The organism is Martinezella sp. CNPSo 3732, assembly GCF_057784515.1.
On the sequence record NZ_JBXSOO010000002.1, the window covers coordinates 731,697 to 751,895 of the forward strand.

At 59.7% G+C, this 20,199-nt stretch carries 21 protein-coding genes and 1 tRNA gene; 17 read left to right on the forward strand and 5 right to left on the reverse strand.

From position 1 onward, the window contains the following. Positions 1–37 precede the first annotated feature (37 nt). The 9 genes from AC13RM_RS08430 (at position 38) to AC13RM_RS08470 (ending at position 8,312) form a co-directional block, all read left to right on the forward strand. Complete coding sequence (locus AC13RM_RS08430; RefSeq protein ID WP_488554831.1) at positions 38–835, forward strand: segregation and condensation protein A; 798 nt, start codon at positions 38–40, stop codon at positions 833–835. A 40-nt stretch (positions 836–875) separates the two neighbouring features. Then, positions 876–1,568 carry an SMC-Scp complex subunit ScpB gene (scpB, locus tag AC13RM_RS08435; RefSeq protein WP_374817080.1) on the forward strand — a complete coding sequence of 231 codons (693 nt, stop codon included), beginning with the start codon at positions 876–878 and terminating at the stop codon, positions 1,566–1,568. Positions 1,569–1,812: 244 nt separating this feature from the next. Then, positions 1,813–2,025: a twin-arginine translocase TatA/TatE family subunit gene (locus tag AC13RM_RS08440; RefSeq protein ID WP_488554817.1), complete on the forward strand. Its 213-nt coding sequence runs from the start codon at positions 1,813–1,815 to the stop codon at positions 2,023–2,025. 55 nt (positions 2,026–2,080) lie between these two features. Beyond that, complete coding sequence (gene tatB, locus AC13RM_RS08445; protein ID WP_440478662.1) at positions 2,081–2,806, forward strand: Sec-independent protein translocase protein TatB; 726 nt, start codon at positions 2,081–2,083, stop codon at positions 2,804–2,806. Beyond that, positions 2,803–3,630, forward strand: coding sequence for a twin-arginine translocase subunit TatC (tatC, locus tag AC13RM_RS08450; protein ID WP_113233365.1), 828 nt, complete (start codon positions 2,803–2,805; stop codon positions 3,628–3,630). Before tatB ends, tatC begins: the two co-directional genes overlap by 4 nt. A gap of 99 nt (positions 3,631–3,729) precedes the next feature. Further along, positions 3,730–5,013, forward strand: a complete 1,284-nt coding sequence (serS, locus tag AC13RM_RS08455) for a serine--tRNA ligase (RefSeq protein ID WP_440478663.1) — start codon at positions 3,730–3,732, stop codon at positions 5,011–5,013. 15 nt (positions 5,014–5,028) lie between these two features. Then, positions 5,029–5,793, forward strand: coding sequence for a 5'/3'-nucleotidase SurE (gene surE, locus AC13RM_RS08460; RefSeq protein WP_113233367.1), 765 nt, complete (start codon positions 5,029–5,031; stop codon positions 5,791–5,793). A 4-nt stretch (positions 5,794–5,797) separates the two neighbouring features. Beyond that, positions 5,798–6,451 carry a protein-L-isoaspartate(D-aspartate) O-methyltransferase gene (locus AC13RM_RS08465; RefSeq protein WP_440478664.1) on the forward strand — a complete coding sequence of 218 codons (654 nt, stop codon included), beginning with the start codon at positions 5,798–5,800 and terminating at the stop codon, positions 6,449–6,451. A gap of 169 nt (positions 6,452–6,620) precedes the next feature. Continuing rightward, positions 6,621–8,312 (forward strand): peptidoglycan DD-metalloendopeptidase family protein, encoded by a 1,692-nt coding sequence (locus AC13RM_RS08470; protein WP_285172767.1) that lies wholly within the window; start codon positions 6,621–6,623, stop codon positions 8,310–8,312. Between the two features lie 82 nt (positions 8,313–8,394). Here AC13RM_RS08470 and AC13RM_RS08475 read toward each other — a convergent pair whose 3' ends face one another. Further along, positions 8,395–9,267, reverse strand: a complete 873-nt coding sequence (locus AC13RM_RS08475; protein ID WP_095436266.1) for an ATP-binding protein — start codon at positions 9,265–9,267, stop codon at positions 8,395–8,397. A gap of 206 nt (positions 9,268–9,473) precedes the next feature. On the opposite strand from AC13RM_RS08475, the gene yajC reads away from it, so the two are divergent. The 5 genes from yajC (at position 9,474) to AC13RM_RS08500 (ending at position 14,330) form a co-directional block, all read left to right on the forward strand. Next, a complete protein-coding gene (yajC, locus tag AC13RM_RS08480; protein ID WP_488554818.1) occupies positions 9,474–9,821 on the forward strand; it encodes a preprotein translocase subunit YajC in 348 nt (115 codons plus the stop codon). Between the two features lie 158 nt (positions 9,822–9,979). Then, on the forward strand, positions 9,980–12,523 hold the full coding sequence (gene secDF / locus AC13RM_RS08485; RefSeq protein WP_488554819.1) for a protein translocase subunit SecDF: 2,544 nt from the start codon (positions 9,980–9,982) through the stop codon (positions 12,521–12,523). Between the two features lie 4 nt (positions 12,524–12,527). Then, positions 12,528–12,914, forward strand: coding sequence for an Mth938-like domain-containing protein (locus AC13RM_RS08490; protein ID WP_113233371.1), 387 nt, complete (start codon positions 12,528–12,530; stop codon positions 12,912–12,914). A 16-nt stretch (positions 12,915–12,930) separates the two neighbouring features. Then, positions 12,931–13,791, forward strand: a complete 861-nt coding sequence (locus AC13RM_RS08495) for a phytoene/squalene synthase family protein (protein WP_440478667.1) — start codon at positions 12,931–12,933, stop codon at positions 13,789–13,791. A gap of 77 nt (positions 13,792–13,868) precedes the next feature. Further along, positions 13,869–14,330, forward strand: coding sequence for a hypothetical protein (locus AC13RM_RS08500; protein WP_440478668.1), 462 nt, complete (start codon positions 13,869–13,871; stop codon positions 14,328–14,330). Positions 14,331–14,351: 21 nt separating this feature from the next. On the opposite strand, the gene trmFO is transcribed toward AC13RM_RS08500, so the two are convergent. The 4 genes from trmFO to AC13RM_RS08520 form a co-directional block, all read right to left on the reverse strand. After that, positions 14,352–15,788, reverse strand: a complete 1,437-nt coding sequence (gene trmFO / locus AC13RM_RS08505) for a methylenetetrahydrofolate--tRNA-(uracil(54)-C(5))-methyltransferase (FADH(2)-oxidizing) TrmFO (RefSeq protein WP_374817004.1) — start codon at positions 15,786–15,788, stop codon at positions 14,352–14,354. A gap of 117 nt (positions 15,789–15,905) precedes the next feature. Continuing rightward, positions 15,906–16,262 carry a VOC family protein gene (locus AC13RM_RS08510; protein ID WP_374817005.1) on the reverse strand — a complete coding sequence of 119 codons (357 nt, stop codon included), beginning with the start codon at positions 16,260–16,262 and terminating at the stop codon, positions 15,906–15,908. A 290-nt stretch (positions 16,263–16,552) separates the two neighbouring features. Then, positions 16,553–16,696, reverse strand: a complete 144-nt coding sequence (locus tag AC13RM_RS08515) for a DUF1127 domain-containing protein (RefSeq protein WP_015339701.1) — start codon at positions 16,694–16,696, stop codon at positions 16,553–16,555. 305 nt (positions 16,697–17,001) lie between these two features. Continuing rightward, on the reverse strand, positions 17,002–17,148 hold the full coding sequence (locus AC13RM_RS08520) for a DUF1127 domain-containing protein (protein ID WP_015339702.1): 147 nt from the start codon (positions 17,146–17,148) through the stop codon (positions 17,002–17,004). 862 nt (positions 17,149–18,010) lie between these two features. Between AC13RM_RS08520 and AC13RM_RS08525 the strand changes: the two genes are divergently transcribed. From AC13RM_RS08525 to AC13RM_RS08535, 3 genes are all read left to right on the forward strand, one after another. After that, positions 18,011–19,150, forward strand: coding sequence for a DUF2157 domain-containing protein (locus AC13RM_RS08525; RefSeq protein ID WP_374817006.1), 1,140 nt, complete (start codon positions 18,011–18,013; stop codon positions 19,148–19,150). Further along, the gene (locus tag AC13RM_RS08530) at positions 19,147–19,761 is read left to right on the forward strand and encodes a GDYXXLXY domain-containing protein (RefSeq protein ID WP_374817007.1); all 615 of its coding nucleotides are present in this window, start codon (positions 19,147–19,149) and stop codon (positions 19,759–19,761) included. The genes AC13RM_RS08525 and AC13RM_RS08530 overlap by 4 nt, the downstream gene beginning before the upstream one ends. Positions 19,762–19,905: 144 nt before the next feature. After that, positions 19,906–19,990, forward strand: a tRNA-Leu gene (locus AC13RM_RS08535). Positions 19,991–20,199 lie beyond the last annotated feature (209 nt).

Sequence of the window (20,199 nt, forward strand, 5' to 3'; positions counted from 1 at the left end):
CGGCAGCACGGACAAGCTTCAGCAGGCGGCAACGCCGATGGACAAGCTCTGGCAGGAGGGCGAGACGCAGCGCGGCTCGCACGAACCGTCGCTTGTCGTCGACCTTGCCGGCTTTGAAGGACCGCTCGATCTGCTGCTGCATCTGGCGCGCACCCAAAAGGTCGATCTGTCCCGTATCTCCGTTCTGGCGCTGGCCGAACAGTATCTTCAGTTCATCGAGAGCGCCCGGCGCATCCGCATCGAGCTTGCGGCCGATTATCTCGTCATGGCGGCATGGCTCGCCTATCTCAAATCCAAGCTGCTGATCCCGCAGCAGAGCAAGGAAGACGGGCCAACCGGCGAGGAGATGGCGGCGACGCTCGCCTTCCGCCTGAAGCGCCTGGAAGCCATGCGGGATGCTGCCACCGATCTCGTCAATCGCAACCGCCTCGGCCGCGATATCTTCGCGCGTGGCGCGCCGGAACATATTCCGGATCGACGTCAATCCGCCTTCGACGCCAGCCTCTATGATCTGCTCACCGCCTATGCGAGCCTGCGTCAGCGTCAGGCTGTGACCCAGGTGACGATCGAGAAACGCCGTGTCTGGTCGCTGGCCGATGCCCGCGTTATTCTGGACCGGATGATCGGCGAAATCACCGATTGGACGGCCCTGGAACATTACCTGCTGAGCTACATGACGACTTCAAGCGAGCGGGCGACGGCGATCGCCAGCGCTTTTGCGGCTTCGCTCGAGCTGGTGCGCGAAGGGCAGCTCGAAATTCGTCAGGAAGGCGCGTTTCAGCCGCTTTACATGCGGCGCGGGCCGAAGCATTCGTCGTTGGAAGCAGCGGAATAGGGCAGGAAAGCGCGTGACGGAACCCGAAGACGAGCAGAATGTGGAACACGAAGCGGAGACGCCCGATGTTGACGATCGTCGGCTGAGCGAGGCCGAGCGGATCGCCGAAGCATTGGTCTTCGCCTCGGCCCAGCCGGTCTCCGAGGCGTTCATCGCCGAGCGGGTGGCGCGCGGGGTCGATATTGCCGCCGTCATGCAGAAGCTCAAGGCCGATTACGCCTTGCGCGGCGTCAATCTCGTTCAGGTGGACGGTGCCTGGGCCTTCCGCACGGCCGCAGATCTTTCCTTTGTAATCCGGCGCGACGAGAGCGAGGTGCGCAAGCTGTCGCGCGCGGCGCTCGAGGTGCTGGCAATCATCGCCTATCACCAGCCCGTCACACGCGCAGAGATCGAGGATATCAGGGGTGTACAGACCTCCAAGGGTACGCTTGATGTCCTGATGGAATCCGGCTGGGTGCGGTTCCGCGGCCGTCGCCGCACGCCGGGGCGGCCGGTGACGCTTGGCACAACGCGCGATTTCCTCGATCATTTCGGTCTCGAAGAGCTGCGGGATCTACCTGGTCTCGAAGAATTGAAGGGGGCAGGGCTGCTCTCCGGCCGGATTCCGGCCAATTTCAATATTCCCTCGCCATTGATGAGTGACGAACTCACCGAGGATGAAGATCCGATCACGCAGCTGGATCTGGAGGAACTCGGCATCCTGCCGCCAAGCGGCGCAAGTTCCAGCGATTGAATGTTGGCTGGCGCGCATAATGGGTTGCAGCCCTATCTGCAGATTTTCGTGAAACCGCCGGCAAAGTCTCTCTTTTGCCATCAGCGGGTGCGAATATAACAATCATCCTCTCGGCTTGGAGACGTTTGGGCGCCCGCATCGGCGTTCGTCATCCTGATATGCGTGGATGCACTACATTTTCGTGTTTGAAAAACATCCGCAAACGTCTTACATCGAAAAGACACTGTAATTGGGAGTTAAAGCAATGGGTTCTCTAAGCATATGGCACTGGCTCATCGTCCTGGCCATCGCGCTGTTGTTGTTCGGCCGTGGAAAGATCCCGGAGCTGATGGGTGACGTCGCCAAGGGCATCAAGAGCTTCAAGAAGGGCATGAACGACGACGAGGATACTTCGGCGCAGCCGACGTCGGCGGCGACGTCCCGCACGGTCGAGCACAAGGCTGACGAAACGAAGTAATCATGTCCGGCAAGCGTCAAACTAAAAGGTTTGCCGCAGGCCCAGGAGCCTTTGCATGTTCGATATAGGCTGGTCCGAGCTGGTGGTTATTGGCGTCGTGGCCTTGGTGGTGATCGGCCCCAAGGAATTGCCGGCGACCTTGCGGACAATCGGTAAGATGACGGCGCGAGCCAGGAAGGTCGCTGGCGATTTTCGTGCTCAGTTTGATGAAGCCATGCGCGAGGCCGATCTGGACGATGTGCGCCAAACGATCGCCGATGCCCAGAAGCTCAATCCGGTCAACTCGCTGCGGGAAGCCATGAACCCGCTACGGGAGATGGGCAATGAGATAAAGGCGGATCTGCAGCGTGTCGCTACGCCGGACAAAGCAGCGCCTGCCGCGACACCATTGCCGTCCGAGCCGGTTCCCGGCGTCTCGTCCGGCCTGCCGGAAGCACTTGCGGCTACCTCCGCAATGCCTGCCGCTTCGAGCAATCCGCCGCCGGCGGTTGCTCCGGAGGCAGTGGCACCCGTCGTTCCGCAGCCGGTCGCCGCTGTGAGTGAAGTTGCCGAGAAGCCGAAGGCCGCTCGCAAGCCTCGCGCCAAGACCCCGCTCAAGACCGAGGATGTTGCGGCGGCTGCCGTCCAGACGCCCGTCGTCGCGGAAAAACCAAAGCGAGCCCCGCGCAAGGTCGCGGTTACTGCTGCCGTAGAGAAGACGCCCCCAGCTCCCAGGAAGCGTCCGACTGCGACAGCCAGCAAGGCGACGCCTAGAACGCCCAAGAAGAAGGACCAGGCATGACGGGTGACATCGACGATAAGCCACAGCCGCTTATCGAACACCTTATGGAATTGCGCACGCGGCTGATCTGGTCGCTCGTTGCGTTCTTCGTTGCCTTTGTCGGATGTTTCGCGGTGGCGAAGCATCTCTTCAATTATCTGGTCTATCCCTATAAATGGGCCGTCGAATGGGCTCATCTCGATCTCGCGAAGTCTGAGCTGATCTACACGGCGCCGCAGGAGTTCTTCTTCACCCAGGTGAAGGTCGCCATGTTCGGCGCTCTGGTCATCTCCTTTCCGATCATCGCCGCGCAGATCTACAAATTCGTGGCGCCGGGCCTCTATAAGAACGAGCGCAATGCCTTCCTTCCGTTCCTGATCGCATCCCCCATCTTGTTCCTGATGGGCGCCGCACTCGTCTACTTCTTCTTTACGCCCATGGTCATGTGGTTCTTCCTGAAGATGCAGCAGACGCCGGGTGAGGGGCAGGTGGGTATCGCGCTGATGCCGAAGGTCTCGGAATATCTGAGCCTCATCATGACGCTGGTCTTCTCTTTCGGGCTCGTCTTCCAACTTCCCGTCATCACGACGCTGCTTGCGCGCGTCGGCCTGCTGACCTCGGCCTGGCTTGCCGAAAAGCGCAAGTTCGCGATCGTTTTCGCCTTTATCGTTGCAGCGGTGCTGACGCCGCCGGACCCGATGTCCCAGATCGGCCTTGCACTGCCGACGATCCTTCTCTACGAGATTTCCATCTACGCGGCGAGACTCGTGGAGCGCCAGCGTAGCCGGCAAGCGCTTGAAGAGAGTGGCGGAAGTTCCGACATCGCCAAGACGGACGGCGTCTAGGTGAAGAAGGCTTAGCCTCGTTTTCCTGCTATTGCCGTTTCGACCTCCGACCGAGACCTCGGTCGGAGTTATACTCATGTCAAACGACCTGGAACGAAGATGCTTGATATCAGATGGATTCGTGAGAATGCCGAAGCTTTCGATGCAGCGCTTGCAAAGCGCGGTGCGGAGCCTCAGTCGCAAAGCCTCATTGCGCTCGACGAGAAGCGCCGCTCCGTCATTCAGTCCGTCCAGGACATGCAGTCCCGCCGTAACGCCGCTTCCAAGGAAATCGGCGCGGCAATGGCGCAGAAGAACAGCGAGCTTGCCGAAAAGCTGAAGGCCGAGGTTGCCGACATCAAGATCTTGCTTCCGGCTGCGGAAGAAGAAGAGCGCACGCTGACGGCCGAGCTCAACGATGCGCTGTCGCGCATTCCGAACATACCGCTCGAGGACGTGCCCGCCGGCAAGGACGAGCACGACAACGTCGTCAAGCATGTCTGGGGCGCCAAGCCAACCTGGAATCATGAGCCGAAAGAGCATTTCGAGATCGGCGAAGCGCTCGGCTATATGGATTTCGAGCGCGCAGCAAAGCTTTCCGGTTCGCGCTTCACGGTATTGACCTCGCAGCTTGCCCGTCTTGAGCGCGCGCTTGGTCAGTTCATGCTTGATCTGCACACCAGCGAGCATGGCTATACCGAAGTCAGCGCACCGCTGATGGTACGCGACGAGGCGATGTTCGGAACAGGTCAGCTGCCGAAATTTTCCGAGGATTCCTTCAGGACCACGGACGGCCGCTGGCTTATCCCGACGGCGGAGGTTTCGCTGACCAATCTCGTTTCCGGCGAAATCCTTGATCAAGAGAAGCTGCCGCTTCGCTTCACGGCTCTAACGCCGTCCTTCCGCTCGGAAGCCGGCTCTGCCGGCCGCGACACGCGCGGCATGCTGCGCCAGCATCAGTTCTGGAAATGCGAGCTGGTATCGATCACCGATGCGGAAAGCTCCATTGCCGAGCATGAGCGGATGACGGCTTGCGCGGAAGAGGTGCTAAAGCGCCTCGGCCTGCATTATCGCGTCATGACGCTGTCGACCGGCGATATGGGCTTCGGCGCCCGCAAGACCTACGACCTCGAAGTCTGGCTGCCGGGGCAGGATACCTATCGCGAGATTTCGTCCTGCTCGGTCTGTGGAGATTTCCAGGCGCGGCGCATGAATGCCCGCTATCGCGGCAAGGACGATAAGAACACCAAGTTCGTCCACACGCTGAACGGTTCGGGAACGGCGGTCGGCCGCTGCCTGATCGCAGTGCTTGAGAATTATCTCAATGCCGACGGCTCGGTCACTGTCCCCGACGCACTCCTGCCATATATGGGTGGTCTGAAGAGGATCGAAAAAGCAGCATAATCGGGTGGTGGGGCGATGCGTATTCTTCTGACCAATGATGACGGCATTCACGCCGAAGGTCTGGCGGCATTGGAGCGCATCGCCCGCACTCTGTCTGATGACGTCTGGGTCGTCGCACCGGAGACGGATCAGAGCGGCCTTGCTCACTCGTTGAGCCTTTCCGAGCCATTGCGCATGCGCAAGGTCTCCGACAAGCATTATGCACTCAGGGGAACGCCGACCGATTGCGTCATCATGGCGATCCGCAAGGTCTTGGATATCAAGCCGGACCTCGTGCTTTCGGGCGTGAATTCCGGCTCCAACGTTGCCGACGACGTCACCTATTCCGGCACTATCGCCGGTGCCATCGAGGGCACGCTGCAAGGCGTGCGCTCCTTTGCGCTGAGCCAGGCCTATCTCTATGAAAACGGCGCGCGCGTCGTGCCCTGGGAAGTGGCAGAAGCACATGCTCCAGCTTTGCTTAACAAGCTCATGAACGTCGATCTGTCTGACGGGACCTTCCTCAACCTGAATTTTCCGAATTGCCGTCCCGACGAAGTCGACGGAGCGGAAGTGACTGCACAGGGCAATCTTGCCTTCAACGTGCAGGTCGAGGAGCGGGCCGATGGTCGCGGCTTCCCTTATTATTGGCTTCGCTTCGGTGAGCGGAGCGGCATCTTCCGTCCAGGGACCGATATTCAGGCGTTGAAACAAAATCGTATTTCGGTAACGCCTTTGAAACTCGATTTGACGGATTATTCGGCGCAAGACCGCGTGGCGCGGGCGCTCGGTATGGAGTAGCGGATTGACACCTCGTTTGGTGGAAAAAGAAGGCTTTGCGGCCGTGGTGTTGCGGCTGCGGGCGGAAGGCATATTGGATATCGATCTGATGACGGCGGTCGAGCAGACGCCGCGCCTGCCTTTCGTGCCGGCGCAATTTGCCGATGATGCCTATTCCAGCCGGACAATTCCGATCGATTGCGGCGCCTTCATGGAAGGCATCGATCTCGTGGTGCGTATTCTCCATAGCTTGAAGATCAAGCCTGGTCATCGCGTTCTCGAGATCGGCACGGGAAGCGGTTTCACGGCCGCTGTCATGGGACGAATCGTCGAGCGCGTGCTGACAGTCGATCGCTACAAGACGCTGACGACATCGGCGCAGCAGCGCATGGATACGCTCGGGCTGCGCAACGTTATCATCCGCCAGGCAGACGGCAGCGCCGGCCTGCCGGGCGAGGGCACCTTCGACCGTATCCTGGTGACGGCAGCTTTCACGACAATGCCGCGCTTCTATGCCGAACAGCTGGTGTCCGGCGGCTCGATGATAGCCCCGCTAATCGTCGATGAGCATACGTGTCGTCTGGTGCGACTGACGAAGACGGGAAGCCGATTCGAGCGCGAAGAATTATTCGACGTTCCCTACCAGCCCATCGTGCCCATGCTCGCCTCGTATCTTTGAGGCTCAAATCGCGCTGATGTCCCTATGAAACGGGCGATTGGTGCCGTTTCATTCTCTATGGTTAGCAATTCCTCAAAAAAACACATGCGACACCAGTGCTTTAACCGCATGGTAAGATTAACGCGCTTTAATCGACCCATAATCTGTTGCGTCTTAAGTGGGTCGAGTCATGGGTTTCAGTCTTTCTTCAAACGTCAGCAAATCGGCAGGGAAAGTCCTGGTGGCCGTTCTTCTGGCGAGCACTGCCACAGCTTGCAGTTCGGACACGACCCGCTTCAGCGGTCTTTTCAACAAGACGGACAATGTAACGACCGGTTCGATCAATCGTCGCGGTCTCAATGGTCCGAACGGGGATCCGGTGCCTCGGGCCGACGTCGCCCAGGCGGGCGGCTACGGCCAGCAGGATTACTCGCAACAGAGCGCGCCGGTGTCGCAGCCCTATCCGAATTCTCCGGCTCGTTATAATCCGTCTTATTCCAGCGCACGGGCTTCGACCGCTCCTGTCGCAATTCAGCGCACCGATCTCGCTCCTCCCAGCGCTTCCGCCAATGCCGGTCGCTCTCGCGCGGTATCGCAAGGGCAAGCCGAAGCGCTCGCGCAGCCGTTCCCCTCATCGCGTGGCAATGGTTCCCGCGCCGCGCCGGCACTTGCTCCCGACACCATGTCGACGGGCACGATCAAGACCGCCGCCGCGCAGCAGATGTCTCCGGGCTGGACGACGGTCAATGCTCCGAGCGTAACGCTGCATCAGGGTGAAAATATTGCGCTGCTATCGCGCCGCTATGGCGTTCCGGAAAAGGAAATCCTGCGCGCGAACGGCCTGCGCAATGGCGCTGCCGCGCAGCCAGGCCAGCAGATCATCATCCCGACGATGAATGGGGCCGGTGTCTCAGGTCCAGCCAAGATGGCCGCTGAAGCGACGGATCTTTCCAAGGGCGGCAAGATGCCCGGTCCGGCCAAGGCGCCACAGCAGGAAGCGCTCGCATTGCCTTCCGGAAACCAGATGCGCGGCAAGGCTCAGGCTGGCCTTGCCGATCCCAATAAGCTCGCAGCCGGTAATGGCAAGGGGCCGGCGCCGAAGGGCACCTATGTCGTCAAGCCAGGTGACTCGCTGGCGAGAATTGCCAAGGAAAGCGGTGTTTCCGTCGCCGAACTGAAGCGTGCGAACAACATGCAGGCAGGCGACAGCATTCGCATCGGTCAGGCGCTCGCCTTGCCGCACGGTGGCGTCGCTGCCGCAGATCCGGTGAAGACCGCTTCGATCGAGCCGCAGAAGGCATCGGCCAAGCCGGGTGCTCTCCCCGTCGAGCCGAAGCAGGCCGCCGCCGATCCGATTGCCAAGCAGGCACCCAAGGCGGTTGCCCATGCCGATGCGGCAGCGGATGCCCCTGCCAAGCCGAAGGAAGTTGCCTCCGCTTCGCCGAGCCAGTCCATCAACGATGCGGCAAAGTCGGATGCGCAGGCCGATGCGCCCGAGGCGACCGGCATCGGCAAATATCGCTGGCCGGTTCGCGGCGCCGTCGTCGCCAGCTATGGCGCCAACGTCAATGGCAGCCGCAACGACGGCATCGACATCTCGGTTCCAGAGGGCACGCCGATCAAGGCGGCCGAAAACGGCGTTGTCATCTATGCCGGCAACGGCCTGAAGGAGCTGGGCAACACGGTCCTCGTTCGCCACGACGACGGCACTGTCACGGTCTATGGCCACGCGGATGCACTGAACGTCAGCCGCGGCCAGAAGGTCCAGCGTGGCCAGACGCTGGCGACGTCGGGCATGAGCGGCAATGTCAGCCAGCCGCAGCTGCACTTCGAAGTCCGCAAGAATTCGGCTCCGGTCAACCCAATGACGTTCCTTGAATAGGTAGTGCGTCTCAAGGACTCTGCAAAAAGCCCGGTCACAGCCGGGCTTTTTGTCATTTATGGCGATGTTGATCGATCCAGGATCAATCCCGTTCCAGCACGATGCGCAATCGGCCGGCGAGATCCTGAATATATTGCCATGCGACGCGACCAGAACGGGCGCCGCGGGTCGTCGCCCATTCAAGCGCCTCGTGATGCATCTGGGCGCGGTCGAGATCGAGCTTGAAGTGATCGGCATAGGCATCGATCATCTGCAGATAGTCTTCCTGGCTGCATTTGTGGAAACCGAGCCAGAGACCGAAGCGATCGGAGAGCGAGACCTTTTCCTCGACGGCTTCCGAGGGATTGATCGCGGTCGATTGCTCGTTTTCCATCATATGGCGCGGCAGCAGGTGCCGACGGTTGGATGTCGCATAGAACAGCACATTATCGGGCCGGCCCTCGACGCCACCGTCCAATGCCGCCTTCAGCGACTTATAGGCAGTATCGTCATGATCGAAGGAGAGGTCGTCGCAGAAGATGATGATGCGATGCGGCGTTGCCTTCAGGATATCGAGCAGCACCGGCAGCGAGGAAATGTCTTCGCGATGGACTTCGATCAGCTTCAGCGACACGCCTGTCGCCCGACGCACATCTTCATGCACCGCTTTGACGAGCGAGGATTTGCCCATGCCGCGCGCGCCCCAGAGCAGCACGTTGTTGGCCGCGAAACCTTCGGCAAAACGAAGCGTGTTTTCGTGCAGGATGTCGCGCACGTGATCGACGCCGCGGATGAGGGTCAGCGCCACACGGTTCGGCCGTGGCACCGGCTGCAGATAAAGCCGGGCAGGGGCCCAGACGAAGCAGTCGGCGGCATTCCAGTCGTTGACGGCCGGCGCTGGCCCGGCCAGGCGCTCGACAGCGTCGGCCAGGCGACGGACTTCGGCAAGTATCAGGGCGTTTTGGTCTTCAGTCACCGTTTCCTCCTGAATATTGAACAAGAAAGTCGTAAAATGCGCGCGCTGTCTTGCCGGGTATCATGCTCCTTTGGGGGGTGAAAGGCTAACAGACCGGGAAAACGGTACGGTTGACGGCTGTTTTTGTTGCATTCGCCATACGCGTAACTATATTCCGGCCACCCGACGCGGGGCGCGTTCCCGCTCGGAATTCAAGGGAGTTTTCGATGTTTATCACCAACGCATATGCGCAGAGCGCGACAGATTCGGCCGCGAGTGCCTTCGGCGGTTCCGGCTTTGAAATGATCATCCTGTTTGTGCCGCTGATGGTCGTTTGGTATTTCCTTCTCATCCGTCCGCAGCGCGCGCAGGCGAAGAAGCGTGACGACATCCTGAAGAACATCCGCCGCGGTGATCAGATCGTCACCAGCGGCATCGTCGGCAAGGTCACCAAGGTCATCGACGAAAAGGAACTGGAAGTCGAGATCGCTGAAGGGGTGCGCATCCGCGTTGTCCGCAGCGCCATTTCCGAGGTTCGCGTCAAGGGTGAGCCCGTCAAGGCGGACGCCGCGTAAGGCTCCTTCGAAAGGCGGCTCTAGCCGCCGCTGTGCGTCCTCGAAATTCGAGATCGACTTTCTTGAAGGATTGTGCACAAATTCAAGGTGTTACTGCGCCCTTTGCATTTTCGGTCGAAAGGGAGGGCGCGGTAGGGAAGCCCTAATTCGAGAGAGCGATGCTGCACGTCTCCTGGTGGAAGACCGCCCTGATTTGGTTCGTCGTTCTCTTGAGCGTGCTTCTGGCCGCTCCCAATCTGCTTGGTGAGCGCGCACTTTCATCCTTCCCGGCATGGTGGGCACATCGTAAGATCGAGCTTGGCCTCGATCTCCGCGGTGGATCTCATCTGCTGTTGAAGATCGAACGGGGCGATGTCGAGAAGGATCGCCTGGAAAGCATTGTCGGCGATATCGCGACCCGATTGCGTACGGTCAATGTCGCCTATTCGGGCCTCACCGGCACCGGTCGCAAGATCCAGCTTCGCATCAATGATCCCGCACAGGTCCAGCCGGCCTTGACGGCACTGCAGCCGTTGACATCGGGACCGGATAAGCCGTCCGTGGTTCTGTCTCAGGGTGACAACGGGGCGCTGACGCTCGATATCACCGATGCCGACATTAATAGCCATGTGTCGACTGCGATCGCTCGTGCGATGAAGGTCATCCACGCCCGCATCGCACAGCTCGGGGTAGGCGAACCTCTAATCCGCCGGCAGGGATCTGACCGCATCGTCGTGCAGGTGCCGGATCTTGCCGATGCGCAGCGGCTGAAGAACCTTCTCGGCCAGCCGGCCAAACTCAGCTTCCGCCTTATCGATCAGTCGATGTCGGTCCAGGACGCCATGGACAAGCAGCCGCCGGCTGGATCCGATGTGCTGTTTTCCGAAGACGATCCGCCTGTGGGTTATCTGGTACAGCGGCAGCCGCTGCTCTCAAACATTGATTTTTCCGATGCAGTCGCGGTCGTTGACAATCAGAAAGGCGAAGGCACGGTCTCAGTCAAGCTGACGCCGGAGGCGACCCATCGCTTTGCGCAATCGACGGCCAGCAATCTCGGCAGGATCATCGTTGTGGTGCTTGACGATCAGGTCATCTCCGCGGCCTCTCTGAAGACGGTCATCGCAACAGGCGAGATCGATGTTCCCGGTGATTTCACCGCCCAAGGCGCACAGGATCTGTCCGTCATGGTCAAGAGCGGACCATTGCCTGCGACGCTGACGACGGTCGAGGAGCGGACTATTCAGCCGGGCCTCGGCGGCGAAACGGCGCGTTATGGTCTGATTGCCTGTATTGCCGCTGCGGTCTTCGTCGCCGCACTGATGATCGGCTTCTATCGCCTGCTCGGCATCATCGCGACCATCTCACTCGTCATCAACATGATCATGGTCGCAGCGCTCATGGGCCTGCTCGGCATTACGCTCACCCTGCCGGGCGTCGCAGCCATCGTCCTCATCATCGGCATCGGCCTCGACGCGCTGGTGCTGATCTACGAGCGCGTGCGTGAAGAGGAAAAGAAGACCCATCTTCTCGTCGATGCGCTGCGCCATGGCTTCAACCGCGCGGCTGCGACCGTCGCCGACGCCAATCTGACGGTTCTGATCGTCGCGGCCATTCTCTTCTACGCAAGCACCGGCGCAGTGCGCGGCTTTGCCGCCACGTTGATGGCGGGTGTCGTCACCACCTTCTTCACTTCATGCTTCGTCACACGGTCGCTGGTGAATATGTGGATCTCGCGCCGCAAGCCACGCACTTTGCTTGTTGGCGTGCGCAGCGGCATTTTCGACAATGCCAATATCCGCTTCATGGGTATCCGCCGCTATACGTTTACGGTCTCCGCGGCTCTTTCGGTCGTCACTCTCATTGCCTTCGCGACGGTCGGCATGCACCTGGGCATCGATTTTGCCGGCGGATCGATCATCGAGGTCCGGGCCAAACAGGGCGTTGCCGATCCCGTCGACATTCAAACCCGTCTCGACGCCGTCATTCCGGGCGACGTGCGCGTCGAGCGGCTTGCCGATCGTCTTGGTGCAGTGATCCGTGTTCATGCGCAGGAGGGCGGTGAAAACGCCGAGCAATCCGCCGTCTCGCTCGTTCAGGACGAGCTGGGCAAGGACTACAATTTCGCCCGCGTCGAAGTGGTCGGTCCAGCCGTCTCGGGTGAGATCACCGCTACGGCCTCCCTTGCCGTCCTTGCGGCTCTGGCGGCAATCCTGATCTACATATGGGTACGGTTCGAATGGCAGTTTGCCGTCGGCGCGATCATCGCGACGCTGCACGATGTCATCCTGACACTTGGTCTCTTCGTGCTATCAGGCATGGAATTCAACATGACGAGCATCGCCGCGATCCTCACTATCGTCGGCTACTCTCTGAACGACACCGTCGTCGTCTATGACCGCATGCGCGAGAATTTGAAGCGCTATTCGCAGATGCCGCTGCCGATTCTGATCGATGCCTCCATCAATCAGACATTATCTCGTACCATTCTGACATCGGCGACGACGCTTCTGGCGCTGCTCGCCCTCTACATCTTCGGCGGCGAGGTGATCCGTGCCTTCACCTTCGTCCTGCTTTTCGGCGTCGCTGTCGGCACTTTTTCGTCGATTTATATTGCGGCGCCCGTGCTGATCCTGTTCAAGCTGCGCCCGGACAAGTTCCAGACCGGCGGCGAAAGCAATGGACCCGCGGCCGGCAACATCCAGTCAGGCAAACCAGCGGTGTGATACAGTGGCTAAAGGTATAGAAATTCGAAACGCGCACTTCCCGGGCCGCGCACCGATCGACGCTTACGGCAATGGCGGCTTCCGCTTTGCCGACATGTCGCATCGTGGCTCTCTGCTCTGCCTACCCTCGGGCATCTATGGCTGGGACATGCTTCAGGGCGATGCGCTGACGTCGGACCGCTTCCAGAAAGTGCTCGATGAAGCTGCCGAGATCGAAGTGCTGCTCGTCGGCACCGGTACGGAACTGCGCCCGCTGCCGGCCGAGCTGAAGGCTGCCTTGCGCGCAAAGCAGATTTCCTCCGACCCGATGAGCACCGGGGCGGCGGTGCGTACCTTCAACATCATGCTGTCCGAATCGCGCGCCGTGGCTGCGGCGCTGATCGCCGTCTGACGTCGGATCCAAGAGTATGACGACATCAGCTGCGCCTCGGAGCAACCGGGACATCTGCCTCGCCACGCTTCGCGACACCGATCGCGATCGCTATCTCGCCTGCCTGCTGGCGCCGGAAGAGAAGCGTCCTGCGCTGGCCGCGCTCTATGCCTTTAACGCCGAGTTGGCCCGTATTCGCGATCTTGTGCATGAGCCGCTGCCCGGCGAGGTGCGTATGCAGTATTGGCGCGATCTTCTCGAGGGGCAGTCCCACGGCTCGAGCGAGGCGAATCCTCTAGCCTCCGAGCTTCTGACAGCCATCGAGCAATATCGCCTGCCGCGCCAGACACTGATCGACATGATCGATGCCCGCATCTTCGATCTCTACGACGATCCCATGGAGAGCCGCAGCAGCTTGGAAGGCTATGCCGGCGAGACGGCTTCGGCCCTGATCCAGCTTGCGAGCCTGGTCTTGTCGGCCGATGAGGCGAAGCGCTCCGCCGACGCTGCCGGCCATGCCGGCGTCGCGCAGGCAATCGCCGGCTTGCTGCTTCTGATGCCGCTTAATCGCCATCGCGGGCAGGTGTACCTTCCGCTGGAGATTCTCTCGGCGACCGGGCTCAATCGCGACAGTTTTCTCGCCGGTGAAGACAAGCGGCGCATTTCGGCAGCGGTCGAAGCCTTTGCCGGTCTTGGCCGCGACCATCTGGTCAAGGCGAGAGCAGCAGGCCCCGTACCGCAGGTGGTGTTCCCCGCCTTTCTGCCGGCTACCTTGGCAGAGCCTGTCTTAAAGAAGGCGCAGAAGCTCGGTGCCGGCATCTTCGATCATTCCCTGGCGATGCCGCAATGGCGCCGGCAGCTGCGCATGGCGATAGCGTCGATCACAAAGAAAATCTAAAATACGACAAGCTCGCGCAAGTCTGGCCCAGTATGAAGAATGCCGGGCACTGAATTTGCATTTCAGGGGGAGTTGCCATGGGTATTATCGTCTGGTGCATATTGTTCGCGATCGTCATCTTCATTGCCTATTACGCAACGCGTATGGCATCGCAGAACAAGGAAGACGGCTTGCACGATACCGGCCTCGCCATTCTGGAGTTCGGCCGCGCCTTTCCGACCGAGGCGATCCGCCAGTTGCAGACGACAGCGGACGGGCAGGCGGTCTTCGTGCGGCTGCACGACGACAAGGCCGGCTTCATGCGCAATGTGCGCAATCACTTCAGTGTCCATCTGATCGAGCCCGGCCGGGCGCATGCCAAGATCTCGGGAACCGGTCGTGGCTTGACCGTCGATTTTCTGGATGCGCCTCACCACAACGGCACGTTCGAATTCAAGACGCCTGCCGAAGCCGCGGAAGTATCGCTCTGGCTGCTCGGCAATTATGTGGCGGGTGACGACGCCAAGCCGCAGGAGCAGGCGTCGCCGGCCAAGGCTTGAAAATCCCGAAGCTCGGGACGGTTAGGCGCTCTCCGCGAGAACCGGCGTCTGCATGCCCAGCCATTTCGCGCAGTCGGCAAGCGCACGCTTGGCGATCAGCTGCCGCTTCATGATGGTCTTGTCCTTGCCGCGAAAGCGTTTGACGCCTTCCGGCTTGACGATCGAGCCCGGCTCTAGTTCCGGGAAAAGCCCGAAATTGATATTCATCGGCTGGAAGGAGCGCTTGCCCGGCTCCTCGTCGGAGATGATATGGCCGCCGGTGATGTGGTTCAGCAGCGAGCCGAGCGCCGTGGTATCCGGTGGCAGCGAGGGTGCTTCGCCCTTGCGCTCGGCGGCGGCGAAGCGGCCGGCGAGCAGGCCGATGCTGGCGCTCTCGACATAGCCTTCGCAGCCTGTGATCTGGCCGGCGAAACGCAGGCCCGGGCGCGATTTCAAGACCAGCGAGCGGTCGAGCAGGGTCGGCGAGTTGATGTAGGTATTGCGGTGCAGGCCGCCGAGGCGTGCGAACTCCGCATTTTCAAGGCCCGGAATGAGCCGGAAGATCTCCGCCTGCGCGCCGTATTTCAGCTTCGTCTGGAAACCGACCATGTTGTAGAGCGTGCCGAGCGCATTGTCCTGGCGCAGCTGTACGACGGCATAGGCCTTGACCGTCGGATTATGGGCATTGGTGAGCCCCATCGGCTTCATCGGCCCGTGGCGCAGCGTCTCACGCCCGCGCTCCGCCATGACCTCGATCGGCAGGCAGCCGTCGAAATAGGGCGTGCCTTCCCATTCCTTGAAGCCGACGGCGTCGCCGGCGATTAGCGCATCAACGAAGGCGTTGTATTGGGCCTCGTCCATCGGGCAGTTGATATAGTCCTTGCCGGTGCCGCCGGGGCCGACCTTGTCGTAGCGCGACTGATACCAGCAAATGTCCATGTTGATGCTGTCGCGATAGACGATCGGCGCGATGGCATCGAAAAAGGCGAGCGCATCGGCCCCGGTTTCGGCCTGGATGGCGCTCGCAAGGCCGGGCGCCGTCAGCGGCCCGGTGGCGATGATCGCCTGATCCCATTCCTTTGGCGGCAGGCCTTCAATCTCCTCGCGGACGATGTTGATCAGCGGGTGATTTGCAATCGCCTGCGTCACCGCAGCCGAGAAGCCGTCCCGATCGACAGCAAGCGCGCCGCCGGCTGGCACCTGGTGCTTGTCTGCGCATGCCATGATGAGCGAGCCCGCCATGCGCATTTCCGCATGGATGACGCCGACCGCATTGCTGGTTGCATCGTCTGAGCGGAACGAATTGGAGCACACCAACTCGGCAAGATCGTCCGTCTTGTGTGCTTCGGTGCCGCGTATGCCGCGCATTTCATGCAGGATGACGGGTACGCCAGCATTGGCGATCTGCCATGCGGCTTCCGAGCCGGCGAGGCCGCCACCGATGACGTGAATGGGGGAGTGAGAAGTGATCTGTGTCATGCGCGCGTCATTATCACGGGCGGGCCGGCGATCCAATGCTTTGCTAAGGCATGTCGCGCAAAACTGGGCGGCGGTCTTATGGCAACCTTAGTCTCTGGTCCGCCTGCTTAGTGCGAGCTATCTATCGAAAGACCTTGAGGGCGGTTCTGCAAGAGTGATGCGGTTTCCGTCAGGGTCCGCCAATTGAGCGATCTTTCCATAGTTGCCTTGCGATTCACCCGTGAGCTTCACGCCAAAGTCTTGGAGCGATTTGCGAGCTTCCTCCATTTTCGGCACGACAATGGTTAGCCTGCCGTACCCCGCATTCTCCTTGTCATGGAAGATTTGAATGTTCGCGCCTGCGACATTGCGCCATTGGATCAAGCCATCCATTGGACGATCGTCAGGTCCTCGGTCGAAAAGTCGCGTATAAAACGCCTCCGCCCTATCCATGCTTGCCGTCGCGAGTGCTGCGTAAATTCCTTGAATCTGCATTCTCCGCCTCCCTGCTTAAGAGGTTTCCACCTGTAAATGAGAAAGGGGCGGTTCCGTTCCAAGAGCGCGCGTGATGGCGGCAGCGGCTATGTCCATTCGGCGCACATGGCTACCGTGGCGCAGTATGATTGGCGGCAATGATACAAGACGGTAAGGGCGGTGAGCGGCTCGCCATTGATTAACGAAAGCTCTGCGAGGCGATTAAATTGTACGGAGCTTCTAATAATCGCCGGAATCAAAAACGGCGCCAAAAGGCGCCGTTTTGAGGCAGTCTGCTCAGTCCGTTCCTATTAACGGAAAGAACGAGCAGCGATGTTGCGGATTTCGTAACGGCTGACGCCGATGTCCGAAAGGGTCTGGCTGGAGAGGTTGCCAAGTTCGTTCAGAGTGCGGCGGTAGCTGATCCAGTTCTTTGCAATGCGAAGCGGGTTCATGATCTTTTCCTCGGTATCTTGTTTGCGGGCGGTACGATTACCGCCTCAGCGCTTGCACTCTATATAGGCGCGAACATGCTGATTGTGCAGTGCAAAGAAGATGCGTCTGCTATGCGTTTGTGCAATATGACGCCCAAAAAGCAGTCGATGCTCAAAATTTGTGTGCTTTGCAGATAAGGAATAGCTCGCGGTGGAATCGGTTATGCTGCGCTTGCTCAGTCAATAGGCAAAAAAGAACGCCCGCCGCGGAGGTCCGCAACGGGCGTTGAGAAGGCTTTCGCTGTTGGGCGAAGCCTATCCGGCTATTAACGGCCGGTGGCTTCGCGGGCAACGCGATGGATGTCGGCGCGGTCGATGCCGAGGTCGTGCAGTTCACGCGAGCTCATGCGGCCGAGTTCGTTAACGGTCTGACGATACTTGCGCCAGTTGTTGAAAGAGCGGGTCAGGTTCATTGTAGTCCCTTTCGAGGATCAAGGGATCGAGCAGTTCCGTGATTGGTTCCGTCGTCGATCTAATGGATTTAAATATATGCTGCGGCGCGAAAACTAAAAGAGCGAAAGCTTCATGCCACCTATGCGTCATATGCAAGCCTTATGGGTAATTTGCCTAAGATGGCGGCTGCTTTATGTGCGTATCGCGGCCAAATGAAGAACTGCTTGAGAGGCTCGCTTCAGGGCAATGCCTGGCTTTCGCAGGTACTTTCCATTTGTTGCCGGCATTCGGCCATGTTTTGGCCAGCCATGCTGTTTGGGGAGGGCTGCATCGGCTGTTTTCCGCCTGCGGATCTTCGCTCGACTGCTTGCGCGCCAGGCTCCGGTATTTGTCGGCCCATCGGGGCGCTCGAAGCATATAAAGCCGATTTAGGTGGGAAAAATAACGCCCACCGCGGGAGGAGGATGCGGTGGGCGTCATTTGAGGTGATTGACGACTGGGAGGAGGAGTGTCGTCAATCTATCGGAGCGCACTGGGAGGAGGAGTGTGCGGCTCCGAATTCCGTGTCGGGATAATTATCCCGAGGCTTTCCGATTTGCGTCGGCACGGCGCGCCACCGCCGTCTTGTTGTTTGATAAATAGTATGACTTTTTAAATTTGTGCAGCGCAATAATTTCATGGGAGGCATGAGCTGCGTGCATATCTTGAGTCGGTATCTCTTTACCGGCCGTCAAGATACTGCATGATCCCTTAATTCCGTATTAATATGGCACATATTCCTGTGAGCCGAAGCCTCTGCCGGAAAGGCTCGGCTCGCATCAATTGCACGGCGATTTGTGCTAACTCTATCGCGAGCAGAATCGCAGCGAGGGGAAGCCGGGCATGTACAGGGGCAGGCTGGAGAGGGATCTGAAGATCTGGACCGACAAGGGCCTGGTCGATGCGGGGGCGGCCAAAGCCATCCTCAGCGAGTATGACGGTCGCCAGACGAGTTTCAGCGCCGGCCGGGTGCTGACCATCATTGCCGCCGTACTTCTCGGCCTTGCCATCTTGCTGTTCATTTCCGCAAATTGGGAGGCCCTTCCGAGAATTGCCCGTCTGCTGGGGCTGGTTGCGATGATATGGGCCTTCTATCTCGCGGCGGCATATTTGTTAGCCCAGGGGCGTCCCGTCGTTGCAGCCGGATTGTTGATCCTCGGCACCTTGAGTTTTGGTGGAGCCATGGCCCTGGTTGGCCAGATGTACAATCTGTCCGGCGACGAAGTGAGAATGATGCTCGTCTGGTTCGCGGCAGCCTGTATTGTTGCGGCGTTGTTTCGTTCCTCGGCGCAAGTCGGGCTCGCCGGTTTTCTCGCCTGGGCATTTTGCGGCGTCTATCTCTGGGGGCATTTCGACGAATGGTATGGGATCATGCCTTGGATGCCGCCTCTGATGGCCATGGTCCTGATTGTGCTTGTCCGCTATGTCGACGCGCCCATGGCTCGCCATTTGGCCTATCTCATGCTCGTCGGCTGGCTGACATGGCTGTTTGGCCGCCATGAGGGATTGAATACCGCAATCCTGTTTGCCGCTCTCGGCATGGCGACGTTTCTCGTCGTCAGCGTCCCCGCTTCGCCGCTGGTGCCTTTTGCCTGCAAGGCCGGCGCTGCGCCGGCCTTCTATACTTTTCTGATCGCATCGATCGGCTTCTTCCTGGTCCATGCCGAGATCAGCAATGGCTCTTTTGAGAATAATGTCTGGATCGAAGACAAATTGCCGCTCGTCATCGTGGCGGCAGCGACATTGGCGAGCTCCGTGGTCGCCATCGCGCTCAGCGACCGCGACAATGGCGCGGTGCGCTATCTCGCCTATTTCGTCTTCTCCTGCGAGATTCTTTACCTCGCCAGCGAGACGATAGGCTCGATCATCGGCACGGCGGGCTTCTTCCTCATCGCTGGCGTGCTTGTAGCGATTGCCGCCTGGCTGGTCATCCAGCTGGAACGGCGCTTTTCCGATAATGGCGGACAGGGGACGCGGGCATGACCGATATCGCTGAGAAGAGCCCGACCATCGGTTCCCGCCGACTATGGATTGCTGCCATCATCATTGCCGCTCTGCAGACGGCGGTTCTCGGTTATATGGTCGGCGAGCGTGCCTGGGGTCTGCGGAGCGGCGTCGAGGTTCTCTTGAAGACCGCGCCGGTCGATCCGCGCGATCTTCTGCGCGGCGACTACGTGACCTTGAACTACGACATCTCACGGGTTCCATTCTCGACGATGGTCGAGGGACCAGCGAAAATGAGCCGAAGTGCTGCGATACTGTCCGTTCGCCTGAAGAAGCAGGATGACGGTTACTGGGGCATCGCCGAATCATCCTTCGGAGCGCTCGATCCGAAACCCGATACGGTCGTGCTCAAAAGCCTGCCTGTCGACTATGTTTTCTATGGTGAAGCGACCGATCCCCAGCAGGCGATTGTCGGGGTCACCTATGGCATCGAGCGCTATTATGTGCCCGAAGGGCAGGGACGCGATATCGAGAGCGCCCGCAACGACAATCGCGTCGCCATTGCGGTGCGGGTGTCTTCCGATGGGGTTGCCCATATCAGAAGCCTGCTTCTCGACGGCAAATCCGTTTATGAGGAGCCGCTTTACTGACGATATCTGCGCAAAGAATCCCTATAAGCTTGAGCCTCGTCGCGGAACCGTCATTTTTCCTTTGCGTGGTTTGAAACGGGTGATATAGAGACGCCGCGCTCCGGAAGCCCCCATGGGCAGGCATCGCCATGCGGTTTTGGGAACGCGGGTATGGTGAAATTGGTAGACACGCCAGATTTAGGTTCTGGTGCCGCAAGGCGTGGGAGTTCAAGTCTCTCTACCCGCACCAACACTGTCTTGTGGACGGGGGGAGGTTCTCGAAGCCTGTCTTCCGATATGCCGCAGGACGCGCATCTTGCCCAAAGCATCCCGCTTTCGATGAGGAAAGTGGATAAGATGTTTTGGCTCCTGACGGGATAGAGCTGCCTTTTGCGCGTTTGTTTGAAGGCGCGGCGCTCTTGCAAGGTGAAAGAGAATTGCATCCAAGCCACGCTCGGG